Genomic DNA, 23416 nt, shown 5'->3' with positions numbered 1-23416 from the left:
ATGTCCGCGACGGATTGTTTCACTTGCCGAGGGTCAGGATCGGCTTGAGGGTTACCCCGCGGGTACTGTCTTCGGCCGCCTGGTTGATCTGGTCCAGCGGATAGAACCGGACCAGCTTGTCGAACGGGAAGCGGCCCTGCTGGTACAGCTGCACCAGCTGCGGGATGAACACCTTGGGCACGCTGTCGCCCTCGACGATGCCACGGATGCTGCGTCCGCCGAGCAGCAGGTTGTTGACGTCGAACTCGGCCTTGGTGCCGAGCTTCGGCGCACCGACCACGCCGATCACGCCCCGTCCGCCGAGCGCCTCGATGCCCTGCGCCAGCACCTCGGGACGACCGGTGGATTCCAGCGCGAAGCTGACCCCACCGCCGGTGATCTCGCGCACGGCGTCGACCACATCCACCTCGCGGCTGTTGATCACGTGGGTAGCACCCAGCTCCCTGGCCAGCTCCAATCGCGAGGGCACCACGTCGATGGCGATGATGGTGGTCGCCCCGGCGACGCGGGCGGCCATCACCGCACTCAAGCCGACGGCACCGGCGCCAAAGCTGGCGAAGCTGCTGCCGGCGCTGACCTTGAGCGAATTGATCACCGCGCCGGCACCGGTCTGGATGCCGCAGCCGAGCGGGCCGAGCAGTTCGATCGGCGCATCCTCGGGCACCTTGATCGCATTGTTCTCGCGGCTCAGCGCATAGGTGGCGAAGGAGGACTGCGCGAAGAAGTGATCGTGCAGCGGGTTGCCGTCCGGATCCTGGATCGCGGTGGAACCATCCAGCGCGCCGCCGCCGAAGTTGAGCCCGAAGAAATCCTTGCAGTACGCACCGTGTCCGCCGCTGCAGGGATTGCAGTGGCCGCAGGCGCCGTAGGTCAGCACGACGTGGTCGCCCACCTTGAGGTCCTTCACGCCCGGGCCGAGCGCTTCGACGATGCCCGCGCCTTCGTGGCCGAGCACGGCCGGCAGCGGTACCGGGTAGTACTGGTCGCGCACGATCAGGTCGGTGTGGCACAGGCCGGTGGCGATCACGCGCACCAGCACCTCGTCATCCTGCGGGCCGCGGATGCGGGCCTGTTCAATGGTGAACGGCTGTTCCTTCTCGCGCACCACGGCCACGGTGATGTCGCGCAGTTCGGTTGTTGCGGTCATGTCGGTTTCCTTGGCTCAGATCGGGTAGGCGGGCGCTTCGCCCTTGACGGTCAGCCACTGCCACTGGGTGAACTCGTCGATGTTCGACGGACCGCCGATGCTGGTGCCGTTGCCGGACGCGCCGACACCGCCGAACGGATTGATCACCTCATCGTTCACGGTCTGGTCGTTGATGTGCAGCAGGCCGGTACGTAGCTGCTCGCCCAGCGTGAGCGCGCGACCGACATTGCTCGACACGATCGCCATCGACAGGCCGTACTCGCTGTCGTTGGCCAGCGCGACGGCTTCGTCGTCGGTGTCGAATGGCACCACCACCGCGACCGGCGCGAAGATCTCTTCGCGGAAGGCCGGGTTGTCGCGGCCGACGTCACTGAGCACGGTCGGTTCGAAGAACAGGTCCTTGTAGCCGCCGCCGGTGGCCAAGGTGGCGCCGGCCGACTGCGCCTCGGCGACGATGCGCGCGGCGTGGTCGCGCTGCTGCGCGTTGATCAGCGGGCCGATGGCCACATCGCCAGCCGCCGGATCGCCGACCTTGAGCGACCTGGCCTTGGCCACCAGTTTCTCCAGGAAGCGCGCATGGATGCTGCGCTGGACCAGCACGCGGCCGGTGGCCATGCAGATCTGGCCCTGGTGCAGGTACACGCCCCAGGCGGTGTTGGCGACGGCCAGGTCGAGGTCGGCGTCATCCAGGATGATCAGCGAATTCTTGCCGCCCAGTTCCAGCGATACTTTCTTCAGGTGCTTGCCCGCCGCTTCGCCGACCTTGCGCCCGGCACCGGTGGAGCCGGTGAACTGGATCATGGCGATGTTGGGATCGCTGGTGAGCGCGGCACCGGCGGCACCATCACCGGGCAGCACGTGCAGCAGGCCGGCCGGCAACCCGGCCAATTCAAACAGGCGCGCGATGACGAAGCCGCCGCACACGGCGGTACGCGGATCGGGCTTGAGCACCACGGCATTGCCCAGCGCGAGCGCCGGTGCGACCGCGCGCATGGCCAAGTACAACGGGAAATTGAACGGTGCGATCACCCCGACCACGCCGAGCGGACGACGCCGCGCGAGGTTCAGGCGGCCCGGTTCGGAGGGCAGTACTTCGCCGATGCTGCGCGAGGGCAACGCTGCCGCTTCGTGCAGCGCCTTGGCGTTCACCTTCGCTTCGGAACCTGCCTTGAGCCGGGTGGAGCCGCTTTCGCGGACCAGCCACTGCACGATGTCATCGTTGTACTGCTCGGCCAGCTGCGCGGCGCGGCGCAGCACCTGGGCGCGCGTCTCGTACGGGGCGGCGGCCCATGCGCGCTGCGCCTGGGCGGCGGTGGCGGCGGCCGCGGCGATGCCGGCCGGGTCGGTCATGGCGATCTTCCCCAGAGTGTTGCCGGTGGCCGGTTCGATCACGTCCTGGACGCCGGCGCCGGTCTGCCACGTGCCGTCGAACAGCTTGCCGGACCACAGATCGGTGGGAAGGAAGGAGGTTGTGTCAGTCATTGTCTGCTCGCCTTTATCGTTCTGGTTCACCCGGACATTCAATACCCGTGCTGCGACGTTGCCTATTGGCCACTGCCTGCATCCCGCACAAGTGGTTGCCGGACAAGGACTTTCCAGCATGCCCACTGTCCAGTTAATGGACAGTGGGCATCCGCTGCAGCGTCCGCCGCTGGACGGCGACCTCGCCGCCCGCATACGCGTCCCTGCCGCCGTGCGCCGTACAATCGCCTGCCCAGCCCGCGATACCGCCCGCCATGAACGATGACCGCTTGACCGACAGCAGCGCCCCGGACGGCACCGATTTCATCGCCGAAACCCGCACCTGGCTGGAACAGATCGTGATCGGGCTGAACCTGTGCCCCTTCGCCAAGGCGGTGTATGTCAAGGACCAGGTGCGTTTCGTGCTCAGCGATGCCACCACCCCGGAGGCGCTGGTGGAGGAACTGGCCGAGGAGCTTGTATTGCTGCGCGATACCCCGGCCGAGCAGATCGACACCACGTTGATCGTGCATCCGCACGTGCTGGGCGATTTCCTGGAATACAACGATTTCCTCGACAACGCCGATGCCGCGATCGAGGCACTGGACCTGCAGGGCATCCTGCAGGTGGCCAGCTTCCACCCGCAGTACCAGTTCGCCGGGGCGGCCGCCGATGACGTCAGCAACTACACCAACCGTTCGCCCTACCCGACCCTGCATCTGCTGCGCGAGGACAGCGTCGAGCGCGCGGTGGCCGTGTTCCCCGATCCGGACGTGATCGTGGAGCGCAACATCGAAACGCTGGACAAGCTGGGCGTGGAAGGCTGGACGCGCCTGCTCGGGCGCAAGGACAACTCCCGGTGCCACTGACCCCATCCATCACCGAGTGGGCGCCGCAGCCGCTGCGCGATCGCGTGGTAGTCGTCACCGGCGGTGCGCAGGGCGTGGGCCGCGGCATCGCACAGGCGGTGCTGGGCGCAGGCGGCAGCGTGATGATCGCCGACCTCGATGCCGACGCCGGCAAGGCCTGCCTGAAGGAGTGGGCGTTGCCCGAACGCGCGGCGTTCCAGCGCGCGGACGTAGCCAACGAACGCAGCGTGCAGGCCCTGGTGAAGGCGACGCTGAAGCGCTTCGGCCGCATCGATGGGCTGGTCAACAACGCCGGCATCGCCAGCGCGCATGGCACGCCGCTGGCGGAAATGACGCTGGCCGAATGGCAGCGCCGACTGTCCAGCCTGCACGGCGCGTTTCTGTGCAGCAAGCACGCGCTGCCGGCCCTGCGCGAACACGACGGGGCGATCATCAACATCGCCTCGACCCGTGCGTGGCAGTCCGAAGCGGACAGCGAAGCCTATGCCGCCGCCAAGGGCGGTCTGGTGGCGTTCACTCACGCGCTGGCGCTGAGCGAAGGTCCGACGGTGCGGGTCAACAGCATCAGCCCGGGCTGGATCACCACCGACGCCTGGCGTGCGCCGTCGCGCCGCCGCACGCCGACGCTGTCGCGCCGCGACCATGCGCAGCACCCGGCAGGGCGCGTGGGCCAGCCGGAGGATATCGGCGCGCTGGCCGTGTTCCTGCTGTCGGACCTGGCCGGCTTCATTACCGGACAGGACCACGTGGTGGATGGCGGCATGACCCGGAAGATGATCTACGCCGAATGAAGCCGGGCCGCACGGCCCCACGGCTCACCCGGCCGCCCGGCCGCCCGGCCCGGTAGAGCCGAGCCATGCTCGGCTGCTCTTCGTTCAGTGGCTGCCCTTCGTTCCGACGGCAGCCCTTCGTCCAGTGGCTGCCCTTCGTTTCGGGTCTGCATCGCGTCAGCCGAGCATGGCTCGGCTCTACCCCCCTGCCGCCGGAATTCGCTGCCGCCGTCCGGCGGTTTACCCCGCCATGCCGTTGTGCCGCAGCAGCGCATCCACGCTGGGGGCGCGCCCGCGGAAGGCGGCGAAATTCTCCGCCGCACTGCGGCTGCCCCCGCGTGACAGCACCTCGTCGCGGAAGCGCCTGCCGGTGTCGGCGGTGCGGTCCGGTGCTTCCTCGAAGGCGGCATACGCATCAGCGCTGAGCACCTCGGCCCATTTGTAGCTGTAATACCCGGCCGCATAGCCGCCAGCGAAGATATGGCTGAACTGATGCGGGAAGCGGTTCCACGCCGGCGGGCGGTTGACCGCCACTTCGTCGCGCACGCGCTCGAGCAACTGCAGCACGTTGTCCTGCAGCGGGTCGAAGGTGCTGTGCAGCTGCATGTCGAACAGGGCGAACTCGAGCTGGCGCACGGTGAACATGCCGCTCTGGAAATTGCGCGCGGCGAGCATGCGATCGAACAGCGCGCGCGGCAGCGGCTGGCCGCTGTCCACGTGCGCGGTCATGTCCTGCACCCGCTCCCATTCCCAGCAGAAGTTCTCCATGAACTGGCTGGGCAGCTCAACCGCATCCCATTCCACACCGTTGATGCCGGCCACGCCGAGCTCGCCGATGCGGGTCAGCAGTTGATGCAGGCCATGGCCCATTTCATGGAACAGGGTGATGACCTCGTCGTGGCTGAAGGTGGCCGGCTTGCCCTCGGCACCCTTGCCGAAGTTGCACACCAGGTACACCAGCGGGGTCTGCACGCCGGCCGCGGTATCGCGGCGGTTGCGGCAGTCGTCCATCCACGCGCCACCGCGCTTGCCTTCGCGTGCGTACAGGTCCAGGTAGAACTGGCCCACCAACGCGCCCTGCGCATCGACCAGGCGGAAGAAACGCACGTCCGGATGCCACACCGGCGCGGTGTCCGGGTGCACCTGCAACCCGTACAGGGCTTCGATCACGCCGAACAGGCCATCCAACACCTTCGGTTCGGTGAAGTACTGCTTCACTTCCTGCTCGGAATAACTGTAGCGGGCCTGCTTGAGCTGCTCGCTGGCGAAGGCCAGGTCCCAGGCTTCCAGTGTCTGCAGGCCCAGTTCGTCGCGCGCGAACGCGTCCAGTTCGGCGCGGTCGCGCTGCGCATGCGGCTTGGCCCGCCCGGCAAGATCACGCAGGAAGCCGAGCACCTGCGCGGCGTCTTCGGCCATCTTGGTGGCGATCGAATACTCGGCGTAGTTGGCAAAGCCCAGCAGCGCGGCCAGTTCGGCGCGCAGTGCCAGCACCCGATCGATGTTGGCACTGTTGTCCCACGCGGCATCGCCGAATTCGGAAGCACGCAGCGCGTTGGCACGGTACAGCGCCTCGCGCAGCGGGCGGTGCGTGGCGTAGGTCAGCACCGGCAGGTAGCACGGCATCTGCAGGGTCAACTTCCAGCCGGGAAGACCGTCCTTCTCCGCCGCCGCACGCGCCGCGGCGATCACATCGTCGGGCAGCCCGGCCAGCTCGGCCGGCGCTTCGACGTGCAGCGACCACGCATCGGTCGCGTCCAGCACGTTCTGCGAGAAGGTCGCCGACAGCGCCGACAGTTCTTCCTTGATCGCGCTGAAGCGCGCCTTGCCGGCGTCATCCAGCTCGGCGCCACCCAGGCGGAAGTCGCGCAGCGCGTTGTCGAGCACCTTGCGTCGGGCGTCATCGTACTGCGCCGCTTCCGGCGCGGCGGCCAGCGCGCGGTACTGCTGGAACAACGCCAGGTTCTGGCCCAGCGCGCTGCCGAAGCGGGTCACCTTGGGCAGATTCGCGTTGTAGGCCTCGCGCAGCGCCGGGGTGTTCACCACGCCCTGCAGGTGGCCAACCTGGCCCCAGGCGCGCCACAGGCGCTCGGTGGCATCGTCCAGCGGCACCACGAAGCTGGCCCAGGTCACCGGGCTGACGGTTTCGGCCGCGGTTACCGCGGCCTCGGCCTCGGCCAACAGCGCGTCGATCGCCGGGGCGATGTGCTCAGGCTGGATCTCGTCGAAGCGCGGCAAACCGGAAAAATCGAGCAGGGGGTTGGTGGGGGTCACAGGCATCTCCAGACAACGGGGCCGCGGCAGCGGCATTCCCCCACGATATGGCATTGCCCCCGGTCCGGCACAAGCCCTGCCGGCGATGCGCCGCCCAGGCTCGGCCAGCCGATGTTCACGCGCGACTGACGGGCGCCGACCGAGGCTGGAGTCTCCTACGCTGGCAGTGCGGCGCGATCATGGACGAGCTCACCTACGCACAGCCGCATTTCGCGCTGATCGGCACGGCCAGCGCGGCCGAGCTGGACTGGATCGCCGCGCTCGGACAGGCCGACGAACAGCCGCGTCATCGCGCCGCCCTGGCGCAGGTGGTGGGTCCACAGGCCGGGCGGCTGCAGGACGACCAGCTCTGGTATCCGTATGAAGTCATCGAGCGCGGCGCGATCCGCTGCGAACCCGGCCACGAACGCGAATTCGTGCTGTGCACGCTGCTGGTGATCCTGGCCGTGCAGGCCGGGCAACGCATCGGCGTGGATCTGGCCCTGCAGTTCGACGACCTGGCAGCCACCTATGAAACCCTGCCGCCGGTGCTGCGCGACACCGTGCTGGATGCCTACCAGTGCCTGACCGACTGAGGCCCGTAGAGCCGACCGTTGGTCGGCTGCAGTCGACGTTGCGCTGGGCGGTGAGGTTCACGGAACCCGTTTGGCGGGCAGCCGACCCACGGTCGGCTCTACAACTCAATACAGCGCCTCAAGCGATGCACAGGGCAACGTCGGCAAGCCCTGCCCGGCCACTGCCGCGGCGATCACCGCATCGGCCTGTTCCACGTCGATGCCCTGGCGCGGATACCACTCCGGGTTGTAGTAGCTGTGCGCGTAGCGCTCGCCGCTGTCGCACAGGATGGTCACGATCGACCCGCTGCGCCCGGCCTGGCGCATCCGCTCGGCGGCCTGCAGCACGCCGATGAAATTGGTGCCGGTGGACCCACCGACGCGACGCCCCAGCTGGCGGCTCACATGCCGCATCGCCGCCAGGCTGAGTGCGTCGGGCACCTTCACCATTGCATCGACGCTGGTGGGAATGAAACTGGACTCCACCCGCGGCCGGCCGATGCCTTCCACCCGCGAGCCGCCGCTGCAGGTCAGATCGCGCCACGGCTGGCCCGCCAGCGCGGCGCAGTAACCGTCATAGAACACCGACACTTCCGGGTCCGCGCACAGGATGCGGGTGTCATGCCGGCGGTAGCTGACGTAGCGGCCCAGCGTGGCGGCGGTACCGCCGGTGCCCGGGCTGCACACGATCCATTCCGGCACCGGGTGCGGCTCTTCGGCCATCTGCTTGAAGATGGACTCGGCAATGTTGTTGTTGGCCCGCCAGTCGGTGGCGCGCTCGGCATAGGTGAACTGGTCCATGAAGTGGCCACCGGTCTGGCGGGCCAGCGTTTCCGAATCGCCGTTCAGGTCGCAGGCACGCTCGACCAGGTGGCAGCGGCCGCCGTGGAATTCGATCGCGGCGATCTTCTCCGGCGAGGTCGTGGCCGGCATCACCGCGATGAACGGCAGGCCCAGCAGCCGGGCGAAATAGGCCTCGGACACGGCGGTCGAGCCGCTGGAGGCCTCGATCACCGGGCGCCCCTCGCGCAGCCAGCCGTTGGCCAGCGCGTACAGGAACAGCGAGCGCGCCAGGCGGTGCTTGAGGCTGCCGGTGGGATGGCTGGATTCGTCCTTGAAGTACAGGTCGATGCCGGCATGCCCGGGCAGATCCATCGGGATCAGGTGGGTATCGGCCGAACGGTTGAAATCGGCTTCGATCTTGCGGATGGCAGCAGCCACCCATTCACGCTGCGACATGGCCAGGACTGTGCAAGGAGACGCAGCATTCTACGTCGCCTTGCAGTCGCCCCGCTAAAATGGACGCCATGGCCGTGACCCCACGGCCCCCGCTGCCACAGGATGTCCCCCCATGAGCCTTGCTTCCCTGCAGTCCCAGCCCGGCGTCGCCGCGCAGGTTCCGGCCGAAACCACCGGTTTCGTGTTCAACCACACCATGCTGCGCGTGAAGGACAGCGCCGCCTCGCTGGATTTCTACACCCGCGTGCTCGGCTTCCGCCTGATCGACCAGCGCGACTTCGCCGAGGCGCAGTTCAGCCTGTATTTCCTGGCCCTGCTGCCGGAAGGCACGCAGATCCCGGTCGGCGATGACGCGCGCCGCGTGTGGATGGCCGGCATCCCCGGCGTGCTGGAGCTGACCCACAACCACGGCACCGAGAGCCAGGACGGCCCGGTCTACCACGACGGCAACAGCGACCCGCGCGGTTTCGGACACATCTGCGTGTCCGTGCCGGACATCCAGGCCGCCTGCAAGCGCTTCGATGCCCTCGACGTGCCCTACCAGAAGCGCCTGGAAGACGGCCGCATGAAGCATCTGGCCTTCATCAAGGACCCCGACGGCTACTGGGTGGAGATCATCTCCAACACCCCGGTCGCCTGATCCGGCAGCGGCGCCGTGCCCTTGGAGGGTGCGGTGCCCACGTGGGAACCGCCCCCCGGTCCGTATGCCGGGTCCGCTGTTGTCCGCCCCCCCACGCAGTCAGCAACGTGCATGTCGCGCCCTCCGCCCCGGTGTATACCTGTGCACCTGCCCATCCTGTGGAGTGCGCATGGAAACCATGGAACTGCATCGCGGCCGCCTGATCGACCACCTGCAACTGGTAGTCAAGGACCTCCCCGCCAGCCGCCGTTTCTATCAGGCGGTGTTTGACACCATCGGCATTCCCATCGCCGGCGAAGGCGACACCTACTTCTGGGCCGACGAACTGTTTGTTTCCAGCGCCGACAGCGACGCCGCGGCCGGTCGCCTCACCGGGCGCCACCACCTGGCGTTCCAGGCGCGCGACCGCGCCACCGTGGAGGCGTTCCACACGGCCGCGTTGGCCAGTGGCGGCACCGACAACGGCGCGCCCGGCGAGCGTCCGTATCATCCCGGTTACTACGCTGCCTTCGCACTGGATCCGGATGGCAACAACATCGAAGTGGTGTTCCATGGGCCGGCCAGCTACAGCGCCGATTCGGTGAAGGTCACCTTCTAGCCACGCGCTCGCGCCGCATTCACGCGGACGTGCTGGAATACCACTGCAACGGGGCGGCCGGGCAATGCCCGGCCCGCGATCTGGAACGCCGCGCCCACCGACGTGGCCTGGCAGGGAGCTCGGCATGCATCAGTTTCGTCTTCGTCCTTGGGCCCTGCTGCTCTGCCTGCTGGCATTGCCATGCTGCAACGCGCTGGCGCAATCGCGCTGCACCGAACGCGCACGCACACTGCTACGGCCGGCGGAGGTCAGCTGTACCCATCAGACCGCCTGGATCGATTCGGGTGTGGTGGGACAACGCCGGGTCACCTACCAGCTGCCGGTCGGCACACCACCGCCGCAGGGCTGGCCGGTGGTGCTGCTGTACCAGGGTTCGTTCTTCCCGCTGGAAGACTTCCACTATGCCGACACCGACCCGTTTGGTGGTTTCCACGAAGGCAAGCTGATCCAGCGCCTGCTCGACCACGGCTACGCGGTGGTCGCGCCCGCCGCACCGGCCGATCTGTTCTGGCAGACCAACCTGCCCGGGCTGTCCAGCACCTATGAGCTGGGCACCGACTACGACTTCCTCGGCAACGTGTTCGATGCGATCGCCGCCGGCACGTTCGGCCCGCTCGATCCGCTGCGGCGCTACGCCACCGGCATTTCCAGCGGCGGCTACAACACCAGCCGCATGGCGGTGTCCTTCCCCGGCGAGTTCCGCGCGCTGGCCGTGCAGTCCGGTTCGTATGCGACCTGCGGTGGGCCGATGTGCACCGTGCCCGAGGTGCTGCCGGCCGACCATCCGCCGACGCTGTTCCTGCACGGTTTCATCGATCCGGTGGTGCCGTGGTGGACGATGAACGCGTATTACGGCCGCCTGCAGGCGCAGGGGATCGAGACCGCGCTGTACACCGAAGCGCTGGGTGCCCATGCCTGGTTCACCAGCTCGCCCGCCCGCATCGTGGCCTGGTTCGACGCACATCCCTGATGCCGCCGAAGATGAACTCTTCATCTTCCATACGGGCGATCTCACAGGATGAGACCGCCCTGTCCTAGCGTTTGCGCATGGAAACCATACGCAAACTGGCGATCCTGGCCGATGCCGCCAAGTACGACGCGTCCTGTGCTTCCAGCGGCGCGGGGCGGCGCGATTCGCGCGCGTCCGGCGGCATCGGCAGCACCGACGGCCCCGGCATCTGCCACAGCTACACCCCCGATGGCCGTTGCGTGTCGCTGCTGAAGATCCTGCTGACCAACTTCTGCATCTACGACTGCGCGTACTGCGTCAACCGGGTATCCAGCAATGTGCAGCGCGCGCGGTTCAGCGTGGACGAGGTCGTCGCGCTGACCATGGACTTCTACAAGCGCAACTACATCGAAGGGTTGTTCCTTTCCAGCGGCATCATCCGCAACGCGGACTACACCATGGAGCGCATGGTCGAGGTCGCGCGCGTGCTGCGCGAGGAGCATCGCTTCGCCGGTTACATCCACCTCAAGACCATTCCCGAAGCGTCGCCGGAACTGCTGGCCGCAGCGGGTCGGTATGCCGACCGGCTGTCGATCAACATCGAGCTGCCGACCGAGGCGGGCCTGGCCAGCTTCGCACCGGAGAAATCGTTGCCCTCCATCCGCGGTGCCATGGGTGAGCTGCGCTGGCGGATCGAAGAGGCCAAGGAGGCCAGGAAGGGCGATGCAGCCGCAGCTGCCACGACCACGCCTGCGCCGCGTGTATCGCGTGCGCGGCCGCGCCCGCCCAAATTCGCACCCGCCGGCCAGAGCACGCAGATGATCGTCGGCGCCGATGGTGCCAGCGACCAGCAGATCCTCACCGCGGCTGACAACCTCTACTGCAACTACCGCATGCGCCGCGTCTACTACTCGGCCTTCAGCCCCATCCCCGATGCGAGCCGGATCCTGCCGCTGCAGGCCCCGCCACTGGCGCGCGAGCATCGGCTGTACCAGGCCGACTGGCTGCTGCGCTTCTACGGCTATGGCGTGGAGGAGATCACCGATACCACCCAGGGCGGCATGCTCGACCTGGATATCGATCCGAAGATGGCCTGGGCGATCCGTCACCCGGAACGCTTCCCGGTCGACCTCAACATCGCGCCGAAGGAACTGCTGCTGCGCGTACCCGGGCTGGGCGTGCGCAACGTCAAGCGCGTGCTGATGGCGCGTCGACACGTGCGCTTGCGCGTGGCCGACGTGGCGCGGCTGCGCGCACCGATGAGCAAGCTGCTGCCGTTCGTGCAGCTGGCTGACCACCATCCGCGCAAACAGCTGGACGACCCCGCCACGCTGCGTGCACGGCTGGCGCCGCCACCGCGCCAGGCTTCGCTGTTCCCTGACCTTGCCACGCACTGAGATGGCACGCTGGAGCGTACGCATCGACCCGGCGTGGTCGTTGGAGGCGTGGCGCGACGCCGCGCGCCTGGCCCTGCACCGTGGCGTCGCACCAGCCGAGCTGGACTGGCTGCAGGGGCAGGAGTCCTCGTTGCTGGACGCGCCCGCGTTGCCGCCGATGCGCGATGCCGACACCACCGCAGCCGACACGCCCACCTACGTATCCAGGGCCTTCGTCGAGCTTGCCGCCACCTGCCTGTGCCATCGCGATCCGCAGCGCATGGCATTGTTGTATCGGATGCTGTGGCGCATCGCGTCGGGCGAACGTGGGCTGCTGTCCATTCCCACCGACCCGGACGTGCAACGCGCGATGGCACTGGCCCAGGCGGTGCGCCGCGACACCCACAAGATGAAGGCGTTCGTGCGCTTCCGCGAAGTGCCCGGCGAGCAGGACGCCTTCATCGCCTGGTTCGAGCCGGACCACCACATCGTGGACCGCGTTGCACCGTTCTTCGCGCGTCGCTTCACCGGCATGCGCTGGGCGATCCTGACCCCGGCGCGCAGCGTCAGCTGGGATGGGCAGGCGCTGTCATTCGGCCCGGGCGGCAGGCAGGACGACGCGCCTGCCGAAGATGCGCGGGAAGAACTCTGGCGCACGTACTACGCCAACATCTTCAATCCGGCGCGGCTCAACACGCGGATGATGCAGCAGGAGATGCCGGTCAGATACTGGAAGCATCTTCCCGAGGCAAGCCTGTTGCCAACGCTGGTGCGTGATGCCGGCGACCGTGTGCAGGACATGCACGACCGTGGCGCGCACGCGCCGCAGCGCCGCATCCCCGCACGCAGCATTGCGCTGCGTGCGCCGGCCACCGCCAATGGCGACGACCTGGATGCGCTGCGCACGGCGGCGGCGGGCTGCCGCCGCTGCCCGCTCTGGGAGCCGGCCACCCAGACCGTGTTCGGCGAGGGCCCGCGCGATGCGCAGGTGATGCTCGTAGGCGAACAGCCCGGCGACGCGGAGGACCTCAGCGGCCATCCGTTCGTCGGCCCGGCCGGCCAGCTGCTGGACCGCGCGTTGCGCGAGCTGGGCATCGATCGCAGCACGCTGTACCTGACCAATGCGGTCAAGCACTTCCGCTTCGAGCGGCGCGGCAAGCGGCGCATCCACAGCAAGCCACAGGTAACCCATATCAACGCCTGCCGCCCGTGGCTGCTGAATGAGATCGAGCAGGTACGCCCGGCGGTGATCGCATGCCTGGGCGCCAGCGCCGCCTCGGCGGTGTTCGGGGCAGGGTTCAACCTGATGGAGAACCGTGGGCGCTGGCACGCACTGGACGACGGCACCCGGGCGTTCGCCACGGTGCATCCGGCATGGGTGCTGCGGCAGCCCGAAGGCGACGCGCGTGCGGCGGCATACCAGCTGTTTGTCGATGATCTTCGCCAGCTGACCGGTCCGCAGCGCGCGCGTTGATGGCTGACATGCAACGTGCCGGCCTGGTCGGGAAAATCTACCGGTTCAGCGCTGAAACGCCAGATAGCCCACAAGGGCGACGCAGTCCCCCGCATGCGGGTCTGGACGGAGCACCGCCAAGTTGAGCAGGATCGACGCGGCAATGACCCTACCGGTGCCGACCGATTGTCGGTGCCGGCAGCGCCACGCCACGAGGTCGATCTGGTCGGTCAATGCGCCGCCATGTAGATGTCCTGCAGCACCGCCTTTTCCAGTTCCAGCTCGGTCAGCAGGTTCTTGACGATGTCGCCCAGGCTGAGAATGCCAACCAGTTTGGCGTTCTCGGTCACCATCAGATGGCGGTGGCGCGAGTAGGTCATCAGCGCCATGGCCTGCTTGAGGGTCGCCTCCGGCGCGATGCCTTCCAGGCCAGCCGACGGCAAGCTGGAAATGACGCGCCTGCCGGCCTGCGGGCCGTCTTCGGCCAGACTGCGCACGATGTCTTTCTCGGAAATGATCCTTACCGGCGCATCATCCTTCATCACCACCAGGGCAGCGATCTTGTGCGCGCTCATCTTGTGCGCGGCCGCACCGATCGTGTCCTCCACGTCGATGGTGACGATGGCTTCTTTCTTGGATTGCAGAACTTCGCGGACGTTCATTCTTGTTTCCTGTTGCAGGTTACTGAAGTCGAGAGGTGCGCCTGGTTGCGGCGAGGCAGGCGGCACGGCGTGCGCCCGGTCCTCGGTCACTCGATTCTACGGCCGCACCTTGGCCCAGGAGTTTGCAGATCTGGGACAGTTCGTCGTCGAAAACGGCTGACGACCCCGAGAATGGCACCGCGGCTAAAACCGTCGCTGAACGCCGCCGCCGGGCACGACTAAAGTTCCGCGGCGCCCTGCCGGGTGGCGCGACCCAATGGCGGCGACGCGGTGACCGCCTGCCCGGTAGAGCCACCCCATGGGTGGCTGCGCTTCCACCGGGGAATCACGCAGCCACCCATGGGGTGGCTCTACCGGGCGCGGCATGAAAAAAGGGGTAGCCCGGCTGGGCCACCCCTTCGTATCCGTCTGCCTCAGCGCACGCCGCCGACTCACTCCACCGTCACGCTCTTGGCCAGGTTACGCGGCTTGTCCACGTCGGTGCCGCGTGCCAATGCAGTGTGATAGGCCAGCAGCTGCACCGGGATGGTGTGCACCACCGGGCTGAGCACGCCGGCATGACGCGGCGTGCGGATCACGTGCACCCCCTCGGACTCGACGAAGTTGCTGTCCTGGTCGGCGAACACGAACAACTCACCGCCGCGCGCGCGCACTTCCTGCATGTTGGATTTGACCTTCTCCAGCAGGTTGTCGTTGGGCGCGATCACCACCACCGGCATGTCTTCGTCGACCAGGGCCAACGGACCATGCTTGAGCTCGCCGGCCGGATAGGCCTCGGCGTGGATGTAGGTGATTTCCTTCAGCTTGAGCGCGCCTTCCAGCGCGATCGGGTAATGCAGGCCGCGACCAAGGAACAACGCGCTGCTCTTGCGGGCGAAACGCTCGGCCCATGCGGCGATCTGCGGCTCCATGTTCAACGCATGCTGCACGCTGCCCGGCAGGAAACGCAGCTGCTCCAGGTAGTCCGCTTCCTGCGCGGCGTCGATGCGCCCGTGCAGCTTGCCCAGCACCACGGTCAGCTGGAACAGCGCGGCCAGCTGGGTGGTGAAGGCCTTGGTCGAGGCCACGCCGATCTCGGCGCCGGCGCGGGTGTAGCAGACCAGTTCGCTCGCGCGCGGGATCGCGCTTTCCGGCACGTTGCAGATCGACAACGTATGCAGGTGGCCCAGCGACTTGGCGTACTTCAGCGCTTCCATCGTGTCCAGGGTTTCACCGGACTGGGAGATGGTGACGATCAGGTGCCTGGGGTTGGCATACGCGGCGCGGTAGCGGTATTCGCTGGCCACTTCGACGCTGCACGGCAGCCCGGCAATCGACTCGATCCAGTAGCGCGCGGTGAGGCCGGCGTAATAGCTGGTGCCACACGCCAGGATCTGCACGCCTTCGATGCCGGCCAGCACGCTTTCGGCATTCTTGCCGAACAGCTCGGCCGGGAACCCACCGGCGTCGATCGCCGCTTCGATGGTGTCGCCCAGCGCGCGCGGCTGCTCGTGGATTTCCTTCTGCATGAAGTGGCGGTACGGGCCCAGTTCCAGCGAGGCCAGCGACACGTCGGACAGGTGCACATCGCGCACCACCGGCTGGTCGTTTTCGTCATACACCTGCACACCGTCGCGGCGGATGTCGGCGGTATCGCCCTCTTCCAGGAAGATCACCGTGCGGGTGGCCGAGAGGATCGCCGAGACGTCGGAGGCGACGAAGTTTTCACCCTCGCCCAGGCCGACCAGCAACGGGCAGCCCATGCGCGCGCATACGAAGTGGTCCGGCTCGGCCCGGCTCATCACCGCCAGCGCGTAGGCACCGGTGAGTTCCTTGACCGTGCGCTGCAGGGCCGACAGCAAGGTGTCGCCATCCTTGAGGTGATGGTGCATCAGGTGCGCGATGACTTCGGTGTCGGTCTGCGACTCGAACACATAGCCCAGCGCGCGCAGCTTCTCACGCTGTTCCTCGTGGTTCTCGATGATGCCGTTGTGCACCAGCGCCACGCCATGGCTGATATGCGGATGCGCGTTGGCTTCGGTGACCCCACCGTGCGTTGCCCAACGGGTGTGGCCGATGCCCAGCAGCGCATCGAAGCCTTCGCTGATGGCAGCCTTCTCCATCTCGGCCACGCGGCCGGTGCGGCGCACGCGGCGCACATCGGGCTGCGCCTGGCGCTGGTCGAGCACGGCGATGCCGGAGGAATCGTAACCGCGATATTCCAGTCGCTTCAGGCCTTCGATGAGGACCGGTACCACATCGCGATTGGCGATGGCTCCCACAATGCCGCACATAGATTCTGATCCAGGGTATCGAGCCTTGCATTCTAGCGTGGGCCCAGTGCCCGGGACGCCGCTGTCCGCTTAACGAAAGTGTCCGGCGGGTGTCCGCGGACAGGCGGACAACCGTCACGCGCTCGCAAGCTGTTGATTTCAAATGGCCAAAAGTTGGCACGGGATCTGCTTTGTACTGGGCAACCCAACCGCGAACGAGCCCGATGATCCGCGACACTTCCGCCCAGGACCAGACCCTCTCCGTTGCCGGCACGGCAGCCCCGTGGAAGCGCTGGCTGTGGCCGGGCCTGGCCGCACTGGTGGTGCTGCTGGCGATCGGCTTCGCTGTGCGCGCCTGGCTGGGCGCCAGCCGCTCGTTCGACGGGGCGCGGGTGCGCATCGCCGAGGTCACCCGCGGCGACCTGGTCCGCGACATCGCCGCCGACGGCCGGGTGATCGCGGCCAACAGCCCGGTCCTGTATGCGATCTCCGCCGGTACCGTGGACCTGAAGGTGGTGGCCGGCGACGTGGTCAAGAAGGGCCAGGAGCTGGCGGTGATCGACAGCCCGGAACTGCGCAGCAAGCTTGCCCAGGAACAGGCCACCCTGGCCGGCCTGGAAGCCGAAGCGAGCCGCTCCACCCTCGATGCCACCCTGGCCCGTGCCAAGGCGCGCAAGGAAACCGACCAGGCCAGCATCGAGCGGCAGGCCGCCGACCGCGACCTGCAGCGCTACCAGCGCGGTTTCGACGGCGGCGCGGTGCCGCAGATCGACCTGGCCAAGGCCAATGACAGCCTCAAGAAAGCCGACATCCAGCTGGCCAACGCGCAGACCGACGCACGCCTGCAGGGCCAGGGCGCCGACCTGGATGCGCGCAACAAGCACCTGCTGGCCGAGCGCCAGAAGGCGGTGGTGGCCGAAGTACAGCGCCAGGTCGATGCACTGACCCTGCGCGCGCCGTTCGACGGCCAGGTCGGCCAGGTGCAGGCCACCCAGCACACCAACGTGATTGCCAACGCGCCGATCCTGGGCGTGGTCGATCTGTCGCGCTTCGAGATCGAGATCAAGGTGCCCGAAAGCTTCGCCCGCGAGCTGGCGATCGGCATCCCGGCCCAGCTCACCAGCGGCAACGGCCAGCCCTTCCCGGGCGAGATCAGCGCGGTGTCTCCGGAAGTGGTGGCCGGTGAAGTCAACGCCCGCATCCGCTTCTCCGACAAGCAGCCGCAGGGCCTGCGCCAGAGCCAGCGCATGCAGGCCCGGGTGGTACTCGATACCCGTCGCAACGTGCTCAAGGTCGAGCGCGGCCCCTTCGTCGAACAGGGCAACGGCCAGGCCTACGTCATGGACGGCAGCACGGCGGTGCGCCGCCCGGTCAAGCTCGGCGTGAGCAGCCTGGGCGAAGTGGAAATCCTCTCTGGCCTGCAACCCGGCGATCGCGTCGTGGTTTCCGGCAGCGATCTGTTCGGCGATGCCGATCATGTGTCCATCAACTGACTCCACAACGAATTTCATCCTCAACGAACGGTAAAGGAAAACAGTCATGCTCGAGATGCGCGCGGTCGCCAAAGTGTTCCGCACCGAACAGGTGGAAACCCATGCCCTGCGGTCGCTTGACCTGCATGTCCGCGAAGGCGAGTTCGTCGCGGTGACCGGCCCCTCTGGTTCGGGCAAGACCACCTTCCTCAACATCGCCGGCCTGCTGGAAACCTTCACCAGCGGCACCTACATGCTCGATGGCCAGGACGTCAGCAAGCTGGGCGACGATGCGCGCAGCCGGCTGCGCAACCAGAAGATCGGCTTCATTTTCCAGGGTTTCAACCTGATCTCCGACCTCAACCTGTTCGACAACGTCGATGTACCGCTGCGCTACCGCGGCATGCCCGCCGCCGAGCGCAAGCAGCGCATCGAGAAGGCGCTGGGCCAGGTCGGGCTGGGCTCGCGCATGAAGCACTACCCGGCCGAGCTCTCGGGCGGACAGCAGCAGCGCGCGGCCATCGCACGCGCCCTGGCCGGCAGCCCGCGCCTGCTGCTGGCCGACGAACCGACCGGCAACCTGGACAGCCAGATGGCACGCGGAGTGATGGAGCTGCTGGAGGAAATCAACGCCGCCGGCACCACCATCGTGATGGTCACCCATGACCCGGAACTGGCCGCCCGCGCGCAGCGCAACGTGCACATCGTCGATGGCCAGGCCACCGACCTGCTGCGCGAGCCGGTGCTGTCCACCCCGCGTGCTGTCGTCGCCACCACCCACGACTGAGGCCACCATGCTCGCCTACTACTTCCGACTGGCCCTGCGCAGCTTCCGGCGCAACCGGGTGCTGACCGCGCTGATGGTGATCGCCATCGCGCTGGGCATCGGTGCGTCGATGACCACCCTCACCGTCTTCCACGTGCTGTCCGGCGATCCGATCCCGCACAAGAGCGACCGCCTGTTCTACGTGCAGCTGGACCCGCAGCCGATGCTGGGCTACCAGGCCGGTGAAGAACCCAATGACCAGCTGACCCGCTTCGATGCCGAAACCCTGCTGCGCGAGAAACGCGCCAAGCACCAGGCGATGATGACCGGCGGTGGCGTCACCCTGGAACCGGAGAGCAGCGCGCTGCGCCCGTTCACCACCGATGCCCGCTATACCTCGGCCGACTTCTTCCCGATGTTCGATGCGCCCTTCCTGTTCGGGCGCGGCTGGAAGGCCGACCAGGACGAGGGCCGCGGTCGCGTCGCGGTGATCTCGCGCACGCTCAACCAGAAGCTGTTCGACGGCGCCGACAGCGTCGGCAAGTCGCTGCGGATGGATGGCAATACCTTCACCGTGATCGGCGTGCTCGACACGTGGAATCCGAATCCGCACTTCTACGACCTGGAGACCGGCAAGTACGGCGACAGCGAAGACGTGTTCATGCCGTTCTCCACCGCCATGGACCTGAAGTTCGGCCGCAACGGCAACATGGACTGCTTCGGGCGCAAGAACGAGACCGACGAAACCTCGCTCAACGCCAGCTGCACCTGGATCCAGTACTGGGTGGAGCTGGAGAGCGCCTCACAGGCGTCGGACTACCGTGCCTACCTGGACAACTACTCCACCCAGCAGCGTGCGGCCGGTCGCTTCGAGCGCCCCAACAACATCCGCCTGCGCAACGTGATGGCGTGGCTGGATTACAAACAGGTGGTACCGGGGGACGTGCGCCTGCAGCTGTGGCTGGCCATGGGTTTCCTGCTGGTCTGCCTGGTGAACACCGTCGGCCTGCTGCTGGCCAAGTTCCTGCGACGCAGCGGTGAGATCGGTGTACGGCGGGCCTTGGGTGCCAGCCGTGCGCAGATCTTCCTGCAGTCGCTGGTAGAAGCAGGAACGGTCGGCCTGGCCGGCGGTGTGCTGGGCCTGGGACTGGCGGCGCTCGGCCTGTATGCCGTGCGCCAGCAGCCGGTGGAGTACGCCAAGCTGGCCACGCTGGATGGGCAGATGCTGCTGCTGACCTTCGGGCTGACCCTGGTCGCCAGCCTGCTGGCCGGGTTCCTGCCGGCGCTGCGCGCCATGCAGGTTGCGCCCGCCATCCAACTCAAATCGCAGTAAGGATCCGGAGCACATCATGGATATCCGTCCCATCCTCACCACGCTGCGCCGGCACAAGACCGCCGCCGCACTGATCGTGCTGGAGATCGCGCTGACCTGCGCGATCGTCTGCAACGCGCTGTTCCTGATCGGTCAGCGCATCGAGAAGATCAACCAGCCCAGCGGCATCGCCGAGAGCGAACTGGTCGAAGTCCGTCTGGGCGGCATCGGCACCCAGGTCAACGTGGCCGCACGTACCCGCGAGGATCTGGCCGCGCTGCGCGGCATCCCCGGGGTCAAGAGCGTGGTGCCGCTGAACCAGATGCCGTTCCGCAACAACTCCTGGAACACCAGCCTGGGCCTGACACCGGACCAGGAGCGCCCCACCCTGAGCGCGTCGCAGTACTTCGGCAGCGAAGGCACCGTGGACACACTGGGCCTGGAAATGGTGGCCGGCCGTGACTTCCAGGCCGATGAGTACCAGGACGTGGAGGCCGCCAAGAACGATCCGAATCTGGAAGCCAACGGATCGGCGGTGATTCTGTCCAAGGCGGCCGCCGACAAGCTGTTCCCCGGTACCGCGGCCGTGGGCAAGACCGTCTACAGCGGGCACATGCCGCTGCGCGTGGTGGGCGTGGTCAAGGAACTGGCCCGCCCGACCAACCGCGAAGGCGATACCCGCTTCTCGCTCATCCTGCCCCTGCGCATGGGCTACGACGAGGCCTTCTACCTGATCCGGGTCACCGATCCGGCGCGTCGCAATGAGGTGCTCGAAGCGGCGGTAAAAGCGCTGGAACGCGTTGATTCCAGCCGCCTGGTGCGTGGCAAGCGTACCTATGAAGAGCAGCGCCAGAAGTACTTCGCCAACGACCGCGCCATGGTCGGCCTGTTGATCACCGTCTGCGTCGCCCTGCTGGTGGTGACCGCGCTGGGCATCGTCGGCCTGGCCAGCTTCTGGGTGCAGCAGCGCACCAAGCAGATCGGCATCCGCCGTGCCCTGGGGGCTACGCGCGGGCAGATCCTGCGCTACTTCCAGACCGAGAACTTCCTGCTGGCCACGGTCGGCATCGTGCTCGGCATGTTGATGGCCTACACGATCAATCTGTACCTGATGAACAACTACGAGCTGCCGCGCATGCCCATCAGCTACCTGCCGATCGGCGCGGTGCTGTTGTGGCTGCTCGGCCAGATCGCTGTCTTCGGCCCGGCCCGTCGTGCCGCCGCCGTTCCACCCGCCGTTGCCACCCGGAGTGCCTGATATGCGCAAGACCCTGCTTTCCACCCTCGTGCTGTCCTTCCTGCTGGCCAGCGCACCCGCGCTGGCCGCCACCACCTCCACCCAGACCGAGACCGGACGCCTGGAGTGGCGCGAGGGCGACCATCACCTGGTCGTCGATGCCAACCAGGGCATGGTACGGATCACCGCCACCGAGCCGGCGGCCTACTTCGGCGTGCGCAGCGGTGACCGTATCCTGCGCATCGACGGCAAGCCGGTACGCACGATCGCCGACCTGACCGATACGCTGGCCACCACCAGCCGCTCGCGGCTGCCGATGACGGTGCTGCGCAAGGGCAGCGAAACGACCCTGGACGTGGATACCGCCGCCTGGCGCAAGGTAGCGCCCGCAGCGCCGCCGGCGCCGCCGGCCCCCCCCGCGCCGCCCAGCCCGCGCAACTGAGGCCGGTCAGCGCCGGGCCAGCACCACGTTGGCCCGGCGCTCCGGTACTCTTGATCCCACTTCCTGGCTTTCGATGCCGCATGCCTTCGATCCTGATCATTGACGACAACGCCAGCGTCGGCACCGCACTGGAAGTGCTGTTCTCGCTGCACGACATCGATGCCCTGCACGCACTGTCGCCCGAGGCCGGCCTGGCGCTGCTGGAACAACAGCCGGTGGACCTGGTCATCCAGGACATGAACTTCACCGAGGACACCACCTCGGGCGAGGAGGGCGAGGCCCTGTTCCAGCAGATCCGTGCCCGCCATCCGGACCTGCCGGTGATCCTGCTCACCGCCTGGACCCACCTGAGCAGCGCCGTGGACCTGGTCCGCGCCGGCGCCGCCGACTACCTGGCCAAGCCGTGGGACGACCGCAAGCTGCTGGTCACGGTCAACAACCTGCTGGAACTGTCTGAAACCCGGCGCGAGCTCGACCGTCGGCGCGAGCGCGAGCAGCGCAACCGCTCGGCGCTGGAAGCCCGTTACGACCTGCGTGGCGCGGTGGTTGCCGATCCGGCCAGCGAGCGCGTGGTGAACCTGGCCTGCCAGGTGGCCCGCTCGGCGCTGCCGGTGCTGATCACCGGGCCCAACGGGGCCGGCAAGGAGAAGATCGCCGAGATCATCCAGGCCAATTCGCTGGTGGCCAAGGGCCCGTTCGTCGCGCTCAACTGCGGCGCCATTCCTGCCGAACTGATCGAAGCGGAATTGTTCGGCAGCGAGGCCGGCGCGTACACCGGCGCCAACAAGGCACGCGAAGGCAAGTTCGAGGCTGCCGATGGCGGCACGCTGTTCTTGGACGAGATCGGCAATCTTTCGCTCGGCGGGCAGATGAAACTGCTGCGCGTGCTGGAAACCGGTCGCTTCGAGCGGCTGGGCTCCAACCGCGAGCGTCAGGTCAAGGTACGGGTAATCAGCGCCACCAACGCCGACCTGCCGGCGATGATCCGCGACGGCCAGTTCCGCGAAGATCTCTACTACCGCCTCAACACCGTGGAACTGGCGCTGCCACCACTGGCCGAACGTGCCGGCGATATCCTGCCGCTGGCCGAACGCTTCATGGACGGCGACAAGCCGTTGTCCCCTGCCGCAGCCGCCGCATTGCAGCGGCACGCCTGGCCGGGCAACGTGCGCGAACTGCGCAATGTGCTGCAGCGCGCCCAACTGCTGGCCACAGGGCCACGCATTGAAGCCGGCGATCTCAACCTGCCGCGTGCGGCCAGCGCGCCGCGTCCGGCCAGCCCGACGGTCGACCCGGACCGGGGCCACATCGAAGCGGCGCTGGGCCGCAACCACGGCATCATCGCCCAGACCGCCGCCGAGCTCGGCCTGAGCCGCCAGGCGCTGTACCGGCGCATGGACCGCTACGGCATTCCGCGCGAATGAAGCGCAGCTCGTTCACCTTCCGGCTGTTCCTGCGCCTGCTGCCGGTGCTGGCGCTGGCAGCGGCCTTCCCCTGGTACCTGGCCTACTGGCTGGACCATGGCTGGTGGATCAGCGGCATCTCCATCGTCGTACTGCTGTCGGTGATGTGGTGGAGCCTGCGCCGCGCTACCGCACCGGTGCGTTCGTTGTTGCGCGCCTTGTCCGGTACCACCAGCAGTTACCGCGATGGCGAGTACAACTTCGGCGTGTACTGGCCGGGCAACGACGAACTGGGCGACCTGGTGAATGCCCACCGCGAGCTGGGTGATGTGCTGCGCGAACAGCGCCAGGGCTTGGTGCAACGCGAACTGCTGCTGGACACGATGGTGCAGAACACGCCGGTGGCGATGCTGCTGCTGGCCAATGGCGGCGATGGCGTCCAGCGCGTGGTGTTCTCCAACCTGGCCGCACGCCGGCTGCTGCACAACGGCTGGAAACTGGAAGGCCAGCGCATGCAGGACGTGCTGGAAACCATGCCGGTGG

At 67.4% G+C, this 23416-nt stretch carries 21 protein-coding genes and 1 pseudogene; 15 read left to right on the top strand and 7 right to left on the bottom strand.

The genetic code is table 11. From position 1 onward, the window contains the following. Window positions 1-19 precede the first annotated feature (19 nt). Complete coding sequence (locus tag RTO53_RS07265; protein ID WP_312237153.1) at window positions 20-1147, bottom strand: NAD(P)-dependent alcohol dehydrogenase; 1128 nt, start codon at window positions 1145-1147, stop codon at window positions 20-22. 15 nt (window positions 1148-1162) lie between these two features. Beyond that, window positions 1163-2629 (bottom strand): benzaldehyde dehydrogenase, encoded by a 1467-nt coding sequence (locus RTO53_RS07260; protein WP_312237152.1) that lies wholly within the window; start codon window positions 2627-2629, stop codon window positions 1163-1165. Between the two features lie 254 nt (window positions 2630-2883). Between RTO53_RS07260 and RTO53_RS07255 the strand changes: the two genes are divergently transcribed. Beyond that, window positions 2884-3477, top strand: a complete 594-nt coding sequence (locus RTO53_RS07255) for a DUF1415 domain-containing protein (protein WP_312237151.1) — start codon at window positions 2884-2886, stop codon at window positions 3475-3477. After that, window positions 3468-4268, top strand: a complete 801-nt coding sequence (locus RTO53_RS07250) for an SDR family oxidoreductase (RefSeq protein WP_312237150.1) — start codon at window positions 3468-3470, stop codon at window positions 4266-4268. Before RTO53_RS07255 ends, RTO53_RS07250 begins: the two co-directional genes overlap by 10 nt. Before the next feature lie 219 nt (window positions 4269-4487). Here the strand turns inward: RTO53_RS07250 and RTO53_RS07245 are convergent, their stop codons facing one another. After that, on the bottom strand, window positions 4488-6524 hold the full coding sequence (locus RTO53_RS07245; protein ID WP_312237149.1) for a M3 family metallopeptidase: 2037 nt from the start codon (window positions 6522-6524) through the stop codon (window positions 4488-4490). Between the two features lie 173 nt (window positions 6525-6697). On the opposite strand from RTO53_RS07245, the gene RTO53_RS07240 reads away from it, so the two are divergent. After that, window positions 6698-7093, top strand: coding sequence for a hypothetical protein (locus tag RTO53_RS07240; RefSeq protein WP_312237148.1), 396 nt, complete (start codon window positions 6698-6700; stop codon window positions 7091-7093). A gap of 105 nt (window positions 7094-7198) precedes the next feature. Here RTO53_RS07240 and RTO53_RS07235 read toward each other — a convergent pair whose 3' ends face one another. Next, window positions 7199-8311, bottom strand: coding sequence for a PLP-dependent cysteine synthase family protein (locus tag RTO53_RS07235; protein ID WP_312237147.1), 1113 nt, complete (start codon window positions 8309-8311; stop codon window positions 7199-7201). A 112-nt stretch (window positions 8312-8423) separates the two neighbouring features. Here RTO53_RS07235 and gloA point away from each other — a divergent pair, with 112 nt between their 5' ends. The 5 genes from gloA to RTO53_RS07210 all read left to right on the top strand — a co-directional run bounded on the left by gloA (window position 8424) and on the right by RTO53_RS07210 (window position 13348). After that, window positions 8424-8951: a lactoylglutathione lyase gene (gloA, locus tag RTO53_RS07230; RefSeq protein ID WP_312237146.1), complete on the top strand. Its 528-nt coding sequence runs from the start codon at window positions 8424-8426 to the stop codon at window positions 8949-8951. Between the two features lie 169 nt (window positions 8952-9120). Beyond that, entirely contained in the window at window positions 9121-9549 is a 429-nt protein-coding gene (locus RTO53_RS07225) for a VOC family protein (RefSeq protein ID WP_312237145.1), read from the top strand. Window positions 9550-9673: 124 nt separating this feature from the next. Then, on the top strand, window positions 9674-10519 hold the full coding sequence (locus tag RTO53_RS07220; RefSeq protein ID WP_312237144.1) for a hypothetical protein: 846 nt from the start codon (window positions 9674-9676) through the stop codon (window positions 10517-10519). A gap of 77 nt (window positions 10520-10596) precedes the next feature. After that, window positions 10597-11895, top strand: coding sequence for a putative DNA modification/repair radical SAM protein (locus tag RTO53_RS07215; RefSeq protein WP_312237143.1), 1299 nt, complete (start codon window positions 10597-10599; stop codon window positions 11893-11895). A 1-nt stretch (window position 11896) separates the two neighbouring features. Next, the gene (locus RTO53_RS07210) at window positions 11897-13348 is read left to right on the top strand and encodes a UdgX family uracil-DNA binding protein (protein WP_312237142.1); all 1452 of its coding nucleotides are present in this window, start codon (window positions 11897-11899) and stop codon (window positions 13346-13348) included. A gap of 45 nt (window positions 13349-13393) precedes the next feature. Here the strand turns inward: RTO53_RS07210 and RTO53_RS07205 are convergent, their stop codons facing one another. From RTO53_RS07205 to glmS, 3 genes are all read right to left on the bottom strand, one after another. Then, window positions 13394-13561 (bottom strand): hypothetical protein, encoded by a 168-nt coding sequence (locus tag RTO53_RS07205; RefSeq protein WP_312237141.1) that lies wholly within the window; start codon window positions 13559-13561, stop codon window positions 13394-13396. Continuing rightward, complete coding sequence (locus RTO53_RS07200; RefSeq protein WP_312237140.1) at window positions 13558-13989, bottom strand: CBS domain-containing protein; 432 nt, start codon at window positions 13987-13989, stop codon at window positions 13558-13560. Before RTO53_RS07200 ends, RTO53_RS07205 begins: the two co-directional genes overlap by 4 nt. A gap of 431 nt (window positions 13990-14420) precedes the next feature. Next, window positions 14421-16262 carry a glutamine--fructose-6-phosphate transaminase (isomerizing) gene (gene glmS / locus RTO53_RS07195; RefSeq protein ID WP_312237139.1) on the bottom strand — a complete coding sequence of 614 codons (1842 nt, stop codon included), beginning with the start codon at window positions 16260-16262 and terminating at the stop codon, window positions 14421-14423. 203 nt (window positions 16263-16465) lie between these two features. Here glmS and RTO53_RS07190 point away from each other — a divergent pair, with 203 nt between their 5' ends. The 7 genes and pseudogenes from RTO53_RS07190 to RTO53_RS07160 form a co-directional block, all read left to right on the top strand. Beyond that, window positions 16466-17734 carry an efflux RND transporter periplasmic adaptor subunit gene (locus RTO53_RS07190; RefSeq protein ID WP_312237138.1) on the top strand — a complete coding sequence of 423 codons (1269 nt, stop codon included), beginning with the start codon at window positions 16466-16468 and terminating at the stop codon, window positions 17732-17734. Between the two features lie 46 nt (window positions 17735-17780). Further along, window positions 17781-18500, top strand: a complete 720-nt coding sequence (locus tag RTO53_RS07185; RefSeq protein WP_256776914.1) for an ABC transporter ATP-binding protein — start codon at window positions 17781-17783, stop codon at window positions 18498-18500. Between the two features lie 7 nt (window positions 18501-18507). Beyond that, entirely contained in the window at window positions 18508-19812 is a 1305-nt protein-coding gene (locus RTO53_RS07180) for an ABC transporter permease (RefSeq protein ID WP_312237137.1), read from the top strand. A gap of 16 nt (window positions 19813-19828) precedes the next feature. Further along, complete coding sequence (locus RTO53_RS07175; protein ID WP_312237136.1) at window positions 19829-21049, top strand: ABC transporter permease; 1221 nt, start codon at window positions 19829-19831, stop codon at window positions 21047-21049. A 1-nt stretch (window position 21050) separates the two neighbouring features. Next, window positions 21051-21470 (top strand): PDZ domain-containing protein, encoded by a 420-nt coding sequence (locus RTO53_RS07170; RefSeq protein ID WP_312237135.1) that lies wholly within the window; start codon window positions 21051-21053, stop codon window positions 21468-21470. Window positions 21471-21550: 80 nt separating this feature from the next. Further along, window positions 21551-22894 (top strand): sigma-54 dependent transcriptional regulator, encoded by a 1344-nt coding sequence (locus RTO53_RS07165; protein ID WP_312237134.1) that lies wholly within the window; start codon window positions 21551-21553, stop codon window positions 22892-22894. Then, window positions 22891-23416: pseudogene (locus RTO53_RS07160) on the top strand (ATP-binding protein); the annotation flags it as partial. The gene RTO53_RS07165 and the pseudogene RTO53_RS07160, both read left to right, overlap by 4 nt.

Source organism: Stenotrophomonas sp. (assembly GCF_031995405.1).
In the GTDB taxonomy this organism is placed as follows: Bacteria; Pseudomonadota; Gammaproteobacteria; order Xanthomonadales; family Xanthomonadaceae; genus Stenotrophomonas.
This window is presented reverse-complemented; position numbering and strand designations above follow the sequence as displayed.

Bases quoted from the DNA above. Each gene is read 5' to 3' on its own strand.
- RTO53_RS07265 (WP_312237153.1), bottom strand. From the start codon at position 1,147: ATGACCGCAACAACCGAACTGCGCGACATCACCGTGGCCGTGGTGCGC.
- RTO53_RS07260 (WP_312237152.1), bottom strand. From the start codon at position 2,629: ATGACTGACACAACCTCCTTCCTTCCCACCGATCTGTGGTCCGGCAAG.
- RTO53_RS07255 (WP_312237151.1), top strand. From the start codon at position 2,884: ATGAACGATGACCGCTTGACCGACAGCAGCGCCCCGGACGGCACCGAT.
- RTO53_RS07245 (WP_312237149.1), bottom strand. From the start codon at position 6,524: ATGCCTGTGACCCCCACCAACCCCCTGCTCGATTTTTCCGGTTTGCCG.
- RTO53_RS07240 (WP_312237148.1), top strand. From the start codon at position 6,698: ATGGACGAGCTCACCTACGCACAGCCGCATTTCGCGCTGATCGGCACG.
- RTO53_RS07235 (WP_312237147.1), bottom strand. From the start codon at position 8,311: ATGTCGCAGCGTGAATGGGTGGCTGCTGCCATCCGCAAGATCGAAGCC.
- gloA (WP_312237146.1), top strand. From the start codon at position 8,424: ATGAGCCTTGCTTCCCTGCAGTCCCAGCCCGGCGTCGCCGCGCAGGTT.
- RTO53_RS07225 (WP_312237145.1), top strand. From the start codon at position 9,121: ATGGAAACCATGGAACTGCATCGCGGCCGCCTGATCGACCACCTGCAA.
- RTO53_RS07220 (WP_312237144.1), top strand. From the start codon at position 9,674: ATGCATCAGTTTCGTCTTCGTCCTTGGGCCCTGCTGCTCTGCCTGCTG.
- RTO53_RS07215 (WP_312237143.1), top strand. From the start codon at position 10,597: ATGGAAACCATACGCAAACTGGCGATCCTGGCCGATGCCGCCAAGTAC.
- RTO53_RS07210 (WP_312237142.1), top strand. From the start codon at position 11,897: ATGGCACGCTGGAGCGTACGCATCGACCCGGCGTGGTCGTTGGAGGCG.
- RTO53_RS07200 (WP_312237140.1), bottom strand. From the start codon at position 13,989: ATGAACGTCCGCGAAGTTCTGCAATCCAAGAAAGAAGCCATCGTCACC.
- glmS (WP_312237139.1), bottom strand. From the start codon at position 16,262: ATGTGCGGCATTGTGGGAGCCATCGCCAATCGCGATGTGGTACCGGTC.
- RTO53_RS07190 (WP_312237138.1), top strand. From the start codon at position 16,466: ATGATCCGCGACACTTCCGCCCAGGACCAGACCCTCTCCGTTGCCGGC.
- RTO53_RS07185 (WP_256776914.1), top strand. From the start codon at position 17,781: ATGCTCGAGATGCGCGCGGTCGCCAAAGTGTTCCGCACCGAACAGGTG.
- RTO53_RS07180 (WP_312237137.1), top strand. From the start codon at position 18,508: ATGCTCGCCTACTACTTCCGACTGGCCCTGCGCAGCTTCCGGCGCAAC.
- RTO53_RS07175 (WP_312237136.1), top strand. From the start codon at position 19,829: ATGGATATCCGTCCCATCCTCACCACGCTGCGCCGGCACAAGACCGCC.
- RTO53_RS07170 (WP_312237135.1), top strand. From the start codon at position 21,051: ATGCGCAAGACCCTGCTTTCCACCCTCGTGCTGTCCTTCCTGCTGGCC.
- RTO53_RS07165 (WP_312237134.1), top strand. From the start codon at position 21,551: ATGCCTTCGATCCTGATCATTGACGACAACGCCAGCGTCGGCACCGCA.